Below are 15,158 nucleotides of genomic sequence, written 5' to 3' on the forward strand. Positions count from 1 at the left end.
GCACCAGGGAATCGGTATTGCGCGACAACGCCCATCATGCCGGTGGCATGTTCACCCGGCCGTATGGAGATGTTCGTCCGTCTGGTCCGTTCGGCGGGAGAAGCGCATGTGCCGGTGATTTGCCCTCCCTACAGTGCGCTGGGCCGCGATCCCTCCCCGTAAAGGCAGGAAATGAAAACAGTCCTCCTGTCCCCGCGCACCGGCGCCATCACGGTGGGAGAAATTCCCGCCCCCGAAGCAGCCGCCGGTGTGGTGGTGATCCGCAACGACTGGTCGCTCATCAGCGCGGGTACGGAACGGGCCACCGTCTCGACCGGCGCGCAGAGCCTGCTCGGCAAGGCGCGGCAGCGGCCCGAGCAGGTGGCGCAGGTGCTCGACAGCGTGAAGCGAACGGGCCTCATGGAGACCTACCGGACGGTCCAGGACCGCCTGGACCGTCCGGTGCAGCTCGGGTACTCCTGCGCGGGCACGGTCCTGCGGACGGGCGAGGGCGTCGACGACATCCGCCCCGGGATGCGGGTGGCCGCCGCCGGGGCCCGCTACGCGTCGCACGCGGAGATCGTCGCCGTGCCCCGCAACCTCGTCGTCCCCGTGCCGGACGGCGTGGACACCCAATGGGCCGCCTTCGCCACGGTCGGCGCGATCGCGCTTCAGGGCATCCACCAGGCCGAGGTGGTGCCGGGCTCACGGATCGCCGTCATCGGCCTCGGCCTGGTCGGCCAGATCACGCTCCAACTGCTGCGCGCCTACGGATACGACGGGGTGGGCATCGATCCCGACCCCGCCATGGTGGCGCTCGCCGCGTCGGCGGGTCTCGTGGCCTTCCCGCGGGAGGCGGACGGCCTGCCCGGCGCCGTCTCCCGGCACTGGGCGGGCGCCGACGCGGACGCGGTGCTCATCACCGCCGCCACGTCCAGCTCCGACCCCGTCGAGTTCGCCGGCCTCCTCGCCCGTGACCGCGCCACCGTGGTGGTCGTCGGTGACGTCAACGTCGCACCGCCGCGGTCGTCGTACTACCACAAGGAACTGACGATCCGTTATGCGCGGTCCTATGGCCCCGGCCGGTACGACGCCCGCTTCGAAGAGGACGGCCACCCGTACCCGGAGGGCTATGTCCCATGGACGGAACGGCGCAACCTCGCCGAGGTGCTGCGGCTCCTGGCGACGGGCGCGGTGGACTTCGCCCGGCTCCAACCGCGGGTCTTCCCCGTCGAGGACGCCGCCGGCGCGTACGAGGCGCTGAAGCCGTCGCCCGCCGGACGCAGCGTCGCCCTGCTGCTGCGCTACTCCGCGACCGCGCAGCTCCCGTCCCGGCCGGCTCCGGAGGCGGGCTCCCACACCTGGACCGCCCCCCGCGGCACCTTGCGGCTCGCGGCGATCGGCGCGGGCAACTTCGCCACGAGGACGCTCTTCCCCGAGCTGGAACGGGAACCCGGCGTCGCGTTCTCGTGGGTCGCCGGCGGACGGGGGCTGTCCGCCGCGCACCAGGGCCGGCGGTGGGGTTTTCGCGCCGTGGCCGAGAGCGTCGACAGCGGCCTCGCCTCGGGCGACGCGGACTGCGTGATGGTGCTCAGCCGCCATGACAGCCACGGCCAGTACGCGGCGCGGGTGCTGCGCGGAGGTGCCGCCCTGTACTGCGAGAAACCGCTGGGCCTGACGGAGACGGAGCTGGAGGACGTCGCGGACGCGTGGCTCATCTCCGGCGCCCCGGCGATGGCGGGGTTCAACCGGCGGTTCGCCCCCTCGGTGCGGGACCTTCGCGCCGTGCTCCCCGCCGGCGCGCCGCTCCAGGTCGTCCACCGCGTGTTCGCGGGCCGCCTCCCGGCCGGGCACTGGTACTTCGACCCCCGACAGGGTGGCCGACTGCTCGGCGAGGTGTGCCACTTCATCGATACCGCGGGCTTCCTGATCCCCGGCAGGCCGGTCGACGTGCGGACGGTCGGCGTGGATACGCGGGACCCGGCCGCCGCCCAGAGCTTCACCCTCCAGATCACCTACGACGACGGGTCGGCCGCCTCCATCGTGTACGGGGGGCTGACGCCGCCCGGCGCTCCCAAGGAACTCCTGGAAGTGGCCACCGACCGGGTGGCGGCCAGGATCGACGACTTCCGCTCGCTCACCGTGTGGAAGGACGGCCGGGCGGTCACGACGAAGTACCGAGGCGGGCCGAAGGGGCACGCGGCCGAGATGCACGCCCTCGTCCGCCTCGTCCGGGGCGAGTCCCTCGGCAAGGAGACCACCGCCGCCGCCGACTTCGCCTCGGCGCTGTGGAGTTCCCTCGTCGCCTGCCGCGCGGTCCGCTCGCTCACGGAGGACGACGTCGTGGCGACCGCCCCCCGCACACCGGCTCTGGCCAGGGCACTGGGATGTCCGCAGCCCGGTCCCGGCGCTGTGGGCACCGTACCGAAACCGGGTGGGCAGGCCGCCCACCCGGCCGGTGGTTCCCCCTCGACCGCGGCGGCGCGCTGATGTGCGGCTTCGTCGTCCTGCTGAACCACGCCGCGCGCCAGCTGCCGCCGTCGCAGGGGGACCCGTGCGCGGCGCTCGCGCACCGCGGCCCCGACGCGAGCGGACACCTGGACCTCGGCGGTGGCAGCTGGCACGCGGCGCTGCACTTCCGCCGCCTGGCTGTCGTGGACCTCGATCCGAGGAGCGACCAGCCCTTCGGCTCCCCGAAGCGGGGCGTGCTGGTCTACAACGGCGAGATCTACAACGCCGCACACCTGCGCGAGGTGCTGCGGAAGCGGCAGGTGACGTTCACGACCGAGGGCGACACCGAGGTCCTCTACGAACTGCTGCTGCAGCCGGACGCACCGCGCCTGCTCGACCAGGTGGACGGCATGTTCGCCTTCGCCCTCCTCCTGCCCGACGGCGAGCTGCGCTACGGGCGTGACCGACTGGGCGTCAAACCGCTGTACGTGGCGGTGGACGCGGCGGGCCGCATGGTCGCGCTCGCCAGTGAGATCGAACCGCTGCGCGCCGCCGGACTGACCGGCGGCGCCGACCCGGTCGCGGTGGCGCAGGGCGCCATGTTCCTGTGGACGCCGCCGCCGCGGACCGGCTGGCAGCGCGTGCGTGCCGTACCGGCCGGGACGGTGCTGTCCCGGCGCGCTCCCGTCTATGACACGGCGTCACCCTGGTGGCGGGCCGGTGCCGCGGTGCCCGCCGAGGACATCGGTGCCGCGGTCCGCGCGTCGGTCGCCCGGCAGGTGCGCGCGGACGTGACGGTCGGGCTGTTGCTGAGCGGAGGGCTGGACAGCACCTGGCTGGGTGTGGAGATGAGCAGACAGGGCTTCGCCGGACCCGCCTTCGCCGCCAGGGCGCGCACCACGGCGACCACCTCGGAGCCGTTCGAGGACGACGCCCCCTACGCCGCCCGGGTCGCCCGACGGCTGGGCCTGCCGTTGACGTGGGTCGATCTGGACGTCGATGTGCTGCGCCGGATCCCGGAGCTGGTCACCACCATGGAGCTCCCGTTCGGGGACCCGGCCGCCGTCACCCTCATGCAGCTCTCCCGTGCCGCGTGCGGTGAGGCGACCGTGCTGCTGTCGGGGCTCGGCGTCGAGGAACTGTTCCTCGGCTATGAGCGCTACCAGGCCGTGCTGCTGCTGCAACGGCTTCCCGCGTGGGCACGCCCCGCCCTCGGCGCCACCACCGTGGTCCCCGGCCCCCGGCGCTACCGGGGCCGTGCGGACAAGTTCGGGCGGCTGCTCCAGCTCGGCCCCCGCGACTGGTCGTGGGCGTCTCAGGCGTACTACTCGGGGCGGGAGTGGGCGGCGCTGTCGCCGCTCGTCGGACTGGAGGCGGTCACCGAGCGGCATCGTGAGGTGGCGGGCGGCGTGCTGGACGCGGGCGGGACGCCGCTCTCCGCGCTGGCGGAGTGCGACCGGCGCTTGTTTCTGCCGGGGCTGAACCTGCTGTACGGCGACCGTGCGTCGATGCGGGCGAGCGTCGAGCTGCGGGTGCCGTTCCTGGGGGAGCCGGTGGTGGCCGCCGCCCTCGGCGCCGTCGTGGAGGAGCAGTTGCGGCTGGGCGACGGCAAGGCGCGCTTCCGCGCGGCGGCGGTGGCGTCCGGTGTGCCGGAGTTCGTCGCCAGGCGCCCCAAGACGGGGTTCGGGGCGCCGGTGCGATCGCTGCTGCGTGAACACGGTGGCCGTCTGTGGGCCGAGGTACGGCGCTCCCCGCTGTTCGACGACGTCTTCGACCGGCGGACCGCCGACCGCCTCGTCGCCGCACATGTCCGGGGCCGACGCGACCGGGGGCTCGCCGTGTTCGGGCTGTTCTGCGCGGCCGTGTGGTGGGAGCGAAACGCGACGGGAGGGGCGGGAGGCGCGGGGCGGACCGCGGACGTCCTGTCGGGTTACGAGGCGGCCGTCGTCGGCTGAGCGGCGGCCGGGGCGGCGGGGTGCGGGCCGCCCGGCAGGACGGCGTGGAGGGCGGTCAGCGCGTCCAGGAGGGGAGCGGCGCTCCACCGGGGCGACTCCCACAGGGACCTGTTGCGCGGGGAGCCGCCTGCCCGGGTGTCCGTGCCGAGACCGGGGTAGCGATGCACGACGGCGGCCAGTACGGCCCGGGAGAAGCCGGCCCGGACGAAGCCGTGCTGGGTCGCCCACGCCGTCATCCGTACCGCGGTCGCGTCGTTGTTCGGGTCCCGTCTGCTCCGGCCGTCCGCGAAGTAGCGGGGCAGGGGGCCGTCGAACAGGTGCCGCAGGTAGTGGGCCACTCCCCGTTCGAGGGGGCGTCGGACGTCGACGCCGAGCAGCGTTCCCGCCTGTTCGAGGCGCAGCAGCACGTACCCCGTGTGGAAGCCGTCCACCCAGCCCAGCCGTGGGCCCCGTCCGTAGGGCCACGAGCCGTCGGGGCGCTGCCCGTCCAGGCTCACCTCGACGGCACCGTGGGCGGCGTCGGTCAGGCGGTTCGCCAGCGCGGCGGGCAGCGTCCCGGTGTGGGCCAGGCGGGCGGCGAGCGCGGCACCCATGAGGTTGGCGTTGTGGACGAGGACGTCACTGGCCGGTGTGTAGGTGAAGAACTCGCCGTTGTACAGGTGTTCCAGGAGCCCGCGCGCAAGGGACCGTACCGCCTCGTCGTCGAGCGTCCCGGTGTCCAGACAGCCGTCCGCGCAGAAGGTGGTGGCCACGAGGTTCGGGACGGAGGCGGGGTAGTACGCCCAGCGGGTCTGCACGTCGAACTCGTAGCGCCACAGCCCGGCGTGGCGCCCGGAGAGCTGCTCGGCGGCCGCCGACCGGCCCAGTCGCAGGGCGCGCTCCCGCCACACGGGGGAGGCCGAGAGCCTGGCGCAGGCGCCGGCCGCGGTGCCGACGGCCGTCGCGGTGCGCAGCGGCTGAATGCCCAGGACCGGACGCAGGTCGATCCGGCTGCGTTTGACGGTCTGCAGGAGCGCCTGCCGAAGCACACGGTGCACGGCCAGCCGTCCCAGCGGGCCGGTCAGCCCGTCGTACGGGTCCGGGCCCGCCCAGTCGCGGGCGTCGGCCCACCGGAAGAGCCGGTCCGCCAGGGCGAGTACGTCCGTGGCCTCGTTGGGCGAGCCGGGGAGGCCCGGGGCGCGGCGGTCCGGGCCGAAACGGTCCCGGGGTGAGTGGTCGGTGGGGGTTCCGGTCGGCATGGGCCCTCCAGGAGGATCGCCGGTGCTGGTGGATGTCCGTGGACGTCAGTGGATGTCGTCGGTGCTGTCAGGTGTGCTGTCAGGTGTGGTGTCGGGCGTGCTGTCGGGTGTGGTGGCGGGGCGGGCAGCCGCTCAGTAGGCGCCCCTGCCCGCCACGACGGCCCCCACCGTCCGGCACAGCACCCCGAGGTCCCCCGACGGGGACCAGTTGTCCACGTACCTGAGGTCCAGGGCGACCGTCTCGTCCCAGGAGAGGTCGGAGCGGCCGCTGACCTGCCACAGGCCGGTGAGCCCCGGCTTGACGGCCAGCCGGCGCCGCTCCACCTCGTCGTAACCGGCGGCCTCGTCGGGCAGCGGGGGTCGCGGACCGACCAGGGACATGTGTCCCTGCACCACGTTGAACAGCTGGGGCAGTTCGTCCAGGGAGCAGCGGCGCAGCACCCGTCCGACGCGGGTGATCCGCGGATCACGGCGGATCTTGAACATGCGGCCGTCCTGCTCGTTGGTCCCGGTCAGCTGATACCTCAGCCGCTCCGCGTCGGCGACCATGGTGCGGAACTTGGCCATGGTGAACGGTTTTCCGCCGCGTCCGATGCGCGTCTGCCGATGCACGGCGGGACCGGGGGAGTCCATCCGTACGGCGAGGGCCAGCGCCACGAACACCGGGGCGAGCAGCGCGATCAGCAGCGCCGCGCCCAGCCGGTCCGTCACCGACTTGAACAGCGTCGCGAGCCCCCGCCGCAGGGGCGGGGCCACGGCCAGCATGGTGAGCCCGGCCACGGAGAGGACGCCCACCCGGCGCCCGGCGACCTCGGCCAGACCCGGTACGACCACGAGCGGGCACTCCTCGCCGTGCAGGGCCCACGACAGCCGCCGCAGGCGCGTTCCGTTCATGTACGGTCCCGGCACGACGAGGACCACGTCCGCGTAGAGCCGCCGGGCCGCCTCCAGCACCGGGGCGGAGTCGGCCGACGGGCGTGGCGGTGCCTGTCGGCCGATACGGGTGGCGACCGGGGCCAGTGCGTGCGGGTCCTCGTCGCCGATCGGGCACACCCCGACGACGACGAACTCGTGGTCGGTCCGCTTCGCGAGGTGGCTCACCAGACCGTCGACAGCGTTCGCCTCCCCGATCACCAGGGCCCTGCGGACGGCCCGGCCGGCGCGGCGTCGCGCGACCAGGTGACGGTGGATCAGATTCTGTACGGCGGCGCTCATCGGGGCGCAGGGCACCAGGGCGGCCAGCGCGAGGAGGAACGGGGACTCCTCGCCCGTCGCCGCCCGCACCACGGCGAGCAGGCCGACCAGCACCGGCCAGTCCCGCAGCGCGGGGCCGATGTTGTCGCGTTCACCGAGACGGCGCCCGCTGTAGCGGTCCCGTGCGCCGCGCACGAGAAGCCATGCCGCGGCCGCCACCATCGCGTAGGCCGTGGCATGCGTGCCGCCGGCCAGCGCGAAGGCCAGATACACCGGCACGGCGGCGCAGGTCATGTCGCCGATGACGGCGGCCGGCGCGTACCAGACGGGCTTGCCGGTGCGGCGGCCGATCGGCGGCTGTTCCCGGATGACCTGTGCTTGCCCAGGTCTTGCCACTGGTACGTGGGGCATCGTCTCCCCGAACAGCCACATTCGCCCTCCAAGCGCATCAAAAAAGGACTATTCGAGTGTGAAGGGCTGCCCGGTGAACAGCGGGCCGCGACGCTGGGCTGTGGGCAATTCTCACCCGATGAGCAGAGCGCCTTGCCTCGTGCATATGCGGACGCCGGGCCGGGGGCGAGAGGTCCCCGGGAGGGTACGGAACAGGGAGTCGGGAGGGCATGGAAAGGGCGTCGGGAGGGCGCGGAAAAGGTGTGCGGGGCCGCCCGTCCGTCAGGCCGGGGAGTCAGGTCGGGGACAGCGCGACACGGAACATTCTGGGCCAGAACTTCCCGGTGATCAGGAACTGACGGGTGCCGGGGACCGCCGTGATGCCGTTCAGCGTGGACCCCGGGACGAGTTCGTCGTCGCGCAGCAGGCCCGAGGCGTCGATGCTCGCCGTGACCGCTCCGGAGGCGGGATCGATGCGCACGATCCGGTCGGTGAAGAGCACGTTCGCATACACGGCGGCACCGACGCACTCCAGCTCGTTCAGCTCCGTCACCGGCCGGCCCTCTTCGGTCACGGCGACCTCGCCCGTCTTCGTGAGCGTCCTGGGGTCACGGAACGTCAGCCGTGACGAGCCGTCGCTGGTCACCAGCCGATGCCGGGCCCGATCGAAGCACACGCCCCAGCCGTCGTCCTGGTACGGGACGCGGCGCAGCTCCGCGAGCGTCCTGGCGTCGCGCTCGATGGCGGTCCGGTTCCGCCAGGTGAGCTGCCACAGCGTTCGGCCGAGCACGGTGACGCCCTCGCCGAACAAGGGTGCGGGCAGGGTCGTGCGGACCGTGGGCTTCCTGCCCAAAGGCCCCGCTCGAACCGAGGACCGGCCGGAGATGCCGGTGCCTTCGTAGAGCGTGTCGCCGGCCATCTCGAGTCCCTGGGTGAACGCCCGCGGGTCGTGCGGAAAGGTCTTGAGCACCTTGACCCGCAGGTGCTCGACCCGGTGCGCGGCGACCCGCCGCCCATGCGCGGCCCCGTCTGCCGGATCGTCCGGGGCGCGCTCTCCCGTCGCGCACGACGCGAGCAGCAGCGCACCCACGAGCACGGCCGCCCCCGTACGGCGCGAGCGCTCAGACATGGCAGGAACCGTCCGGTTTCAGCGTGGCTCGCAGGGGTGTCACCAGGTTCTGCGGCAGGAGGACCGGGGCGCGGTCCGCGTGCGGCTCCAGCAGGTGCAGCACCAGCGTGCGGCGGGAGCGGGCGGGCAGCTCCAGGTCCAGCGTGTACACGGAGTGGCCGCGTTCGACGCCGGGCGCGACCTCCGTCGGGCGGCCGTCCAGGGTGGCGTCGGTCAGGGTGGCGCCGACGCCCGCGTAGTACGACACCAGGAGCCGGTTGTCACCCGGCCGGGTGCGGTAGGGCGGGGAGTCCTCCCGCAGCGTGACGTAACCGGGCAGCCCGGAGACCGGGGCCCGGTTGGCCAGGGTCACGGTGACGGTGACCGGGCGGTCGCCGCTGGAGCAGCCGCTCGCCTCCCAGACCAGGTTCCGGTCGAGGTAGTAGTCCAGTTTGGAGCCGGCCGCGTTGTTCACCACCAGCCCCGCGAAGGGACCGGGAGTCTCCGGGAGCGTGCCCGAGTAGGGGCGCGACTCGATGAGGCGTTGCTCCGCCGCGTGCGCGCTCCACACCTTCAGCCGTCCGTCCCGCTGGGCGTCGTTCAGGGCGACGAGCAGGGCGGGCAGCCGGCGCATGTCGTCGGTCGCGGTGATCAGGGGTCCGGCGGCGGCGCGGGCCGCCTCGACGAAGAACGCCTTGCGCCGGGCGACGTCGTCGTACATGGCGTAGCTGGCCCGTTCGGTGAGGTCCACGACGTTGTCGGCGGTGAGCTCGATGCCGCCCACCATGCGGGCCGGGCCGGTGACGCGCAGGAAACGGCTCAACGTGGTGGGGTCGACGGCGAACACACCGTCCACGCGCTCGCCGGTGTGTTCGCGCCACGCCGCGGCCCAGATGCGGGCCGCGTAGGGGAAGTGCGGGCTCATGTTGGAGTTGGCCCAGACGCGGGTGGGCTCGCTGCCCCGGTACCGGGCCGCGAAGTCGGCTCCCAGGTCGAGGTCCGTCTTCGCCGTGGCCATCTCGGTGTTGTTGCCGAACCGCTCGAAGGACAGATGACCCCGGTCGGCCGACAGCACCGCGAAAGCCCCCGGAACGCCCCCGGTACCACGCGCCTCGGCGATGTTCTGGAACGCGAGGAAATAACGCCGTTCCCCTTGGGCGCCGAGCATGGGCGGCAGGACGCGGGCCGCCAGGGAGGCGTCGGTCATCACCGGGCCGAGGCGGTCGATCTGCCGTGCGAGCCCGGCCCGGGCCCGGTCGGCCGCCGGCAGCCAGGTGGACCGGGGCAGCCCGTCCACATCGGCCTGCACCTCGGTCGCGGCGCGGGCGGCCCGGACGACTTCCGGCGCGTGCTTCTGCAGGGTCATGAGGGCCTCGGACATGCCGTCACCGCGGCTGTCCGGCGTGGGCGCCGGCAGGGCTCGCACCATCGGGGACAGCACATCGCCGGCCAGCCGGTCGGCTGCGTACGCGGCCCCGCGCGCGATCCTGACCGGGCCGCCGAGGAAGGGCAGCGTGGCCGCGGGGTACCAGGCCGGGCCGGTGGTGAGGCGATGGGCCCGAGCGGCGTGGGCGGCGGCGGAACGCACCTCCTGTTCCCGTTCCCGGGCGGACGCGGGCACGGCATCGGAGGCGGCGCCGGGCACGGGCGCCACCGACTGCCGCAGCGCGTCGAGGTCCCGCCCGGCCGCGATCAGCTCCGAACGGGCGAGCAGCCCGGTGACACCGATCCAGACGGCGCCGGCCAGGGGAAGCGCCGCGGCGGCCAGCAGGGTGTTCCTGAGCAGACGACGGCGGCCCGGTGCCCCCTCACGGGAGCGGCCGGGCCCGCGCATGCGGAAGGCGCCTCGGCCGGGGCCGGGATGCCGTGGTTCCGCCGTGCCGGTGTCCTGCTCCGTCATGAACTGCGGCGACGGCGCACGGCCAGCATCGTGCCTCCGCCCGCCGCGACCAGCCCCGCCGCGGTGCCGCCCAGCGCCAGGGCCTTTTCACTGCCTGTTTCCGCAAGGTTCGCGCGGTGATGGGGGTGCCCCGAGCCGCCGGGTTCGCTGCCGGGCAGGCCGAGCCTGCCCGGCACGCTGATGCCGACGGAAAGCGTCAGGTTGGGGTGGCGGGCGGTCAGTTTGAGCGTGTGGCTGCCCAGCGTGGTGCGCCTGGGGATGGTCACCTTGCCTGTGACGACTCCTGTCCTGGTCGCCCTGTACCTGCCCAGGACGACTTCTTGCGAGAACAGCGAGGCGGTGACCTCCTGCCTGGCGGCGAAACCGGTGCCGACGAAGGTCAGTGCACCTCCGGCGGGCACCGTGGTGCGGCTGAGGGTGAGGTTCGGGGGCGGTGGCGGGTACTGCGCATGGGCGGTCTGCGCCCCCACGAGCGGTGCCGCGACGAGCACGGCCGCCGATGCCGCCGATGCCAGAGCAGCCCGCCATCCGGGCGATGTCGTCATCTTCTTCACTCTCCTCGACTTCAGTCCGGGCCAAGCCGCAGCGTCGGCCGTGAGCAAGGTATGGGTACCAATACCTAGATACATGGAATAAATGGGATATATATGCACCGACTGGCGTGACGACGGCCAGAAGCCACCGGATGGTGGAGCGCTAGGTTCCCGACGGCCCACGTTCGGCGGGCCGACACAGGGGGTGGCTCCCCCGGTTGGCGCGCGCGAGTCCCTATCGTCGGCTGCGTACATAGGGAACAGAACATTCCATTTCGGGTGGTTCCCTCGGTCCCATGAGGGGTGCAGCTTGGATCTCCACGGATTCCTGAAGGCTCTTGCCGGACGCTGGCCGACCGTCGTGGTCTGTCTCGTTGTCGCGACCGGGGCGGCGCTCGCCGCGACGGGCTTGAGCACACCCGTCTACGAGGCCAGGACCCAGCTCTTCGTCGCCACCCGCACCGGCGACGACACCGCCCAGCTGAACCAGGGGCAGAGCTTCTCGCAGGCGCGCGTCCAGTCGTACGCCGCGATCGTGACCACCCGTCAGGTGACCCGGCCCGTGGTGGAGGAACTGCGACTGCGCACCACTCCGGAGGAACTGGCATCGCGGATCACCGCCGTCGCCCCGCTCAACACCGTGCTCATCGACATCACCGTCCGGGACACCGAGCCCAGGCGCGCGGCGCTCATCGCCAACGCCGTGGCGCAGCGGTTCAGCGCGGTCGTCGAGCGACTGGAGGCGCCCAAGCGCACGCCCGGCTCGGAGCGGTCGGGAAAGAGCCGCCTCACGGGCGACGGTGTCTCGCCCGTCTCCCTGGGCGTCACCCAGGAAGCAGTCGCCCCCGTCGGTCCGGTCTCACCCCGCCCGCTGCTGAACCTGGCCGCGGGAGTGCTCGGCGGCCTGCTGCTCGGTGCCGGACTCGTCGCCCTGCGTGAGACGCTCGACACCACCTTCAAGACCAGCGAGGCGCTGGCCGAGTTCACCACGCTGCCGGGTCTCGGCACCATCCCGTACGACAGGAACGTCCCCAGGCAACCGCTCGTCAGCGCCGACGGGCACTCCCCCCGTGCCGAGGCCTTCCGCAAGTTGCGCACCAACCTGCAGTTCTCGCAGGTCGACGAGGTGCCCCGGATCATCGCGGTGACAAGTTCGGTGCCTGGTGAGGGCAAGACCAACACCGCGGTGAACCTCGCCCTCTCGCTCGCCGAAGCAGGTCTGTCCACCTGCCTCGTGGACGGCGACCTGCGCCGACCATGTGTGGCCTCGGCCTTCGGTCTCGTCCAGGACGCCGGTCTGACCACCGTGCTCATCGGACAGGCCCGCGTCGAGGACGTGATGCAGCAGGCCGGCGGCCGGCTCTCGGTTCTCGCCAGCGGCGCCGTACCGCCGAACCCCACGGAGCTGCTCGGCTCGGCGCGCATGGAAGAGGTACTGCGCCAACTGGCGGACACCTACGAGGTCGTGATCGTCGACACCGCGCCGCTGCTGCCGGTCGCCGACACCCTCGGACTCGCCTCCTTCGCCCAGGGCGCGCTGCTCGTCGTCCGAGCCTCGAAGACCAGCCGGGAACGGGTCCGCACCGCCGCGGAATCGCTGGACCGCGTGAGTGTCCGCGTCCTCGGCACCGTCTTCAACATGGCTCCGGTGCCCCGGGGCGATCGCTACGGCACCTACGGGTCGTACGGCGAGCTGCCCGCCCCTCGTGTGTCGGACCCCCGGAAGGAGACCGCCGCGGCGACACGTCTCGCGGGCGGGAAATGACCCGGGTCCTGTTCGTCTGCACGGGCAACGTGCACCGCTCGGTGCTCGCCGAGCGGCTGCTGGCCGCGAGGCTTCCGCCCGGCTCGGCCGTACGGCCGGAGAGCGCCGGAACGCACGCACGGCCCTGGTCCGGCATGGAGGCCTCCACCAGGGCGGTGCTGGAGGACATGGGCGGTGACGGTTCCGGCTTCGCGGCCCGCCCGCTCACCGCGCGGCTCGTCGCGGGAGCGGCGCTGGTTCTCGGGCTCGCGCACGAACACCGGGAGGCGGCCGTACGGCTCGCGCCGACGGCGCTGCGGCGCTGCTTCACCCTGAAGGAGTTCGTACGTCTCGCTGTGGGGGGAGCCGACGCGGTACGGGGAGGGGAAGCGGGCGGGGAAGGTACGGCGACCACGCACGGCGGCGTACCGGATGGCCAAGTCCCCCGGGCCGTGGACGGTTTCGACCTCGTGGTCGCGGCCGCGGTCGGCCGTCGGGGCGCCGTCCCCCCGGTCCCGCCGGCCGAGGACGAGATCCCGGACCCGTGGGGGAGGCCCCACGCCGTGCTGTACGGGTGCGCCCGCGAGATCGACGGGGCGGTGAGCGCGCTCGCCCGGTTGCTGGACGGCGGAGCGGGCCGGTGAGCCGAAGGCCCGTGCGGAAGGACTCCGAGGATGCTCCGCCCGCGTCACCCGCGCAGATAGGCCAGGACCGCCAGCACCCTGCGATGGGTCGCGTCGGCCGGAGGCAGGTCCAACTTGGCGAGGATGCTGCCGATGTGCTTGCCCACGGCCGCCTCGGAGACCACCAGTTCGCGGGCGATCGCGCCGTTCGACCTGCCCTCCGCGATCAGCGCCAGGACCTCACCTTCGCGCGGGGTGAGCCGCTCCAGCGGGTCGCGGCGCCGGCGCAGCAGTTGTCGTACGACTTCGGGGTCGACGACCGTACCGCCGTCCGCGACCTCGCACAGGGCGTCCACGAACTCCTCGACCTGTCCCACCCGGTCCTTCAGCAGATAGCCGATCCCCGATCCGTCGCCGGTGTCCAGCAGTTCCGAGGCGTACGTCCGCTGGACGTACTGGCTGAGCACCAGGACGGGCAGCGCGGGCCGCTTCTCGCGCAGCCGCACCGCCGCGTGCAGCCCCTCGTCCTGGAACGCCGGGGGCATACGGACGTCCGTCACGACGATGTCGGGTGCGTGCTCCTCGACCGCGGCGACCAGAGCCGGGGCGTCCCCGACGGCCGCGACCACCTCGTGGCCGCAGCGGGTGAGCAGGCCGACGAGGCCCTCCCGCAGGAGCACGCTGTCCTCGGCCAGAACTACGCGGAGAGATCGGTCCGTTCGCAAGGAAACTCCACACGCAACAGGGTCGGTCCGCCCCGCGGACTGGACAAGGAGAGTCTGCCATCGAGCACCGACACCCGGTCCGCGAGTCCGGTCAGCCCGCTGCCGGCCGCGGCGTCCGCGCCCCCGTGGCCGTCGTCGCGCACCTGCAGGAACAGACGCCCGTCACGGTGCTCACCGCTCACCACCGCGCGGCTCGCCCCACTGTGCCTGGCGACGTTGGCGAGGGCCTCGCAGACCACGAAGTACGCGGCGGCCTCGACCGCCTGGGGCAGCCGTCCGGGCAGTTCCAGGCCGTCGGTGTCGACCGGGACCGTGGAGCGGTCCGCGGCGTCCGCGACCGCCGCTTGGAGGCCGTAGTCCGTGAGGACCTTGGGGTGGATGCCGTGGATGAGTTCGCGCAGCTCCGCGAGTGCCCTGCCCGCCTCCTCGTGGGCCGTGGCGAGTTGGTCGGCCAGTGGCCCGGGCGGCGCGTCCAGACGGGCCAGTCCGAGCGTCATCGTCAGGGCCACCAGGCGCTGCTGGGCCCCGTCGTGGAGATCGCGCTCGATGCGCCGCCGCTCCGCCTCGAAGGCGTCCACCAACCGGACGCGTGAACGCGCCAGTTCCGCGACCTTCGCGCCCAAATCGCCCTCGCGCGGCGCGATCAGCACACGCGTCAGTTCCGCCCGGGCACCGGCCGCGACCCCCAGGACATAGGCACCCAGCGCGAGGAGGACGAGCCCCAGCACAGCGGCGGCGAAGGCCGTCGGCCAGGTGGTGACCGTCCACTGCTTGAGCACCTTGGTCTCCCGGTCGTCGCCGGCCGTGGCCATCAGCAGCGGGGTCGCGGCCATGGACAGCGGGGCGAGCAGGGCGACCGTGATCGCGAGCGCGTCGACCGGCCACAGCAGCCCCGCGAAGAGCAGGGCGTACCCCAACTCCCGCCATGTCACCGGCTCCCTCATCCGCGTCGTCAGCCAGCACCACAGGCCCCCTGTCTCGGGCACCCGATGCCGGTCGGGGGCGGGGTCCCGGTCGATCAGGCGGAGCCTGTGCCGCTCCACCCAGGTCACCGGGATGCCGGAGAGGGCCGCGAGGACCAGCAGCGGAAGCCCCACGAGCACGAGGGCGAGGATGCCGCCCGCGGCCGCCGTGATCACGATGCCCACCAGGGCGACGACGCCGGTCAGGACGCCGGTGAGCAGGTACCCGGCCGAACGCCACGGCCACGACGACAGCAGGAAGTCCGGCCTGGGCAGGGCCTGCCAGACATTCCGGGGGTGCGCGGGCGGAGGGTTCGTGGGCCGTTGCCGGGGATGCATGGGCGTCACCGTAGAAG

At 73.1% G+C, this 15,158-nt stretch carries 11 protein-coding genes; 4 read left to right on the forward strand and 7 right to left on the reverse strand.

Going from position 1 to position 15,158, the window contains the following annotated elements; translation table 11 throughout:
- Positions 1-171: 171 nt before the first annotated feature.
- Positions 172-2,469 (forward strand): bi-domain-containing oxidoreductase, encoded by a 2,298-nt coding sequence (locus tag OG568_RS32505; protein ID WP_329534112.1) that lies wholly within the window; start codon positions 172-174, stop codon positions 2,467-2,469.
- Positions 2,469-4,385 (forward strand): asparagine synthase (glutamine-hydrolyzing), encoded by a 1,917-nt coding sequence (gene asnB / locus OG568_RS32510; RefSeq protein WP_329534113.1) that lies wholly within the window; start codon positions 2,469-2,471, stop codon positions 4,383-4,385. The genes OG568_RS32505 and asnB overlap by 1 nt, the downstream gene beginning before the upstream one ends.
- Here the strand turns inward: asnB and OG568_RS32515 are convergent.
- The 5 genes from OG568_RS32515 to OG568_RS32535 all read right to left on the reverse strand — a co-directional run bounded on the left by OG568_RS32515 (position 4,361) and on the right by OG568_RS32535 (position 10,760).
- Positions 4,361-5,623, reverse strand: coding sequence for a hypothetical protein (locus OG568_RS32515; RefSeq protein WP_329534114.1), 1,263 nt, complete (start codon positions 5,621-5,623; stop codon positions 4,361-4,363). The two genes, asnB and OG568_RS32515, sit on opposite strands and share 25 nt — an antisense overlap.
- 132 nt (positions 5,624-5,755) lie before the next feature.
- Entirely contained in the window at positions 5,756-7,213 is a 1,458-nt protein-coding gene (locus OG568_RS32520) for a sugar transferase (protein WP_329534115.1), read from the reverse strand.
- A 289-nt stretch (positions 7,214-7,502) separates the two neighbouring features.
- A complete protein-coding gene (locus OG568_RS32525) occupies positions 7,503-8,336 on the reverse strand; it encodes a glutaminyl-peptide cyclotransferase (protein WP_329534116.1) in 834 nt (277 codons plus the stop codon).
- A complete protein-coding gene (locus OG568_RS32530) occupies positions 8,329-10,215 on the reverse strand; it encodes a DUF4012 domain-containing protein (RefSeq protein ID WP_329534117.1) in 1,887 nt (628 codons plus the stop codon). The genes OG568_RS32525 and OG568_RS32530 overlap by 8 nt, the downstream gene beginning before the upstream one ends.
- Complete coding sequence (locus tag OG568_RS32535; RefSeq protein ID WP_329534118.1) at positions 10,212-10,760, reverse strand: hypothetical protein; 549 nt, start codon at positions 10,758-10,760, stop codon at positions 10,212-10,214. The genes OG568_RS32530 and OG568_RS32535 overlap by 4 nt, the downstream gene beginning before the upstream one ends.
- 298 nt (positions 10,761-11,058) lie before the next feature.
- Between OG568_RS32535 and OG568_RS32540 the strand changes: the two genes are divergently transcribed.
- A complete protein-coding gene (locus OG568_RS32540) occupies positions 11,059-12,513 on the forward strand; it encodes a polysaccharide biosynthesis tyrosine autokinase (RefSeq protein WP_329534119.1) in 1,455 nt (484 codons plus the stop codon).
- Positions 12,510-13,136 carry an arsenate reductase/protein-tyrosine-phosphatase family protein gene (locus OG568_RS32545; protein WP_329534120.1) on the forward strand — a complete coding sequence of 209 codons (627 nt, stop codon included), beginning with the start codon at positions 12,510-12,512 and terminating at the stop codon, positions 13,134-13,136. The genes OG568_RS32540 and OG568_RS32545 overlap by 4 nt, the downstream gene beginning before the upstream one ends.
- Positions 13,137-13,180: 44 nt before the next feature.
- Here the strand turns inward: OG568_RS32545 and OG568_RS32550 are convergent, their stop codons facing one another.
- Together OG568_RS32550 and OG568_RS32555 are read right to left on the reverse strand one after the other, a co-directional pair.
- The gene (locus OG568_RS32550) at positions 13,181-13,840 is read right to left on the reverse strand and encodes a response regulator transcription factor (protein WP_329534121.1); all 660 of its coding nucleotides are present in this window, start codon (positions 13,838-13,840) and stop codon (positions 13,181-13,183) included.
- Positions 13,813-15,078 (reverse strand): sensor histidine kinase, encoded by a 1,266-nt coding sequence (locus OG568_RS32555; protein ID WP_329536521.1) that lies wholly within the window; start codon positions 15,076-15,078, stop codon positions 13,813-13,815. The genes OG568_RS32550 and OG568_RS32555 overlap by 28 nt, the downstream gene beginning before the upstream one ends.
- Positions 15,079-15,158 lie beyond the last annotated feature (80 nt).

This window comes from Streptomyces sp. NBC_01450 (genome assembly GCF_036227505.1).
Taxonomy (GTDB): domain Bacteria; phylum Actinomycetota; class Actinomycetes; order Streptomycetales; family Streptomycetaceae; genus Streptomyces.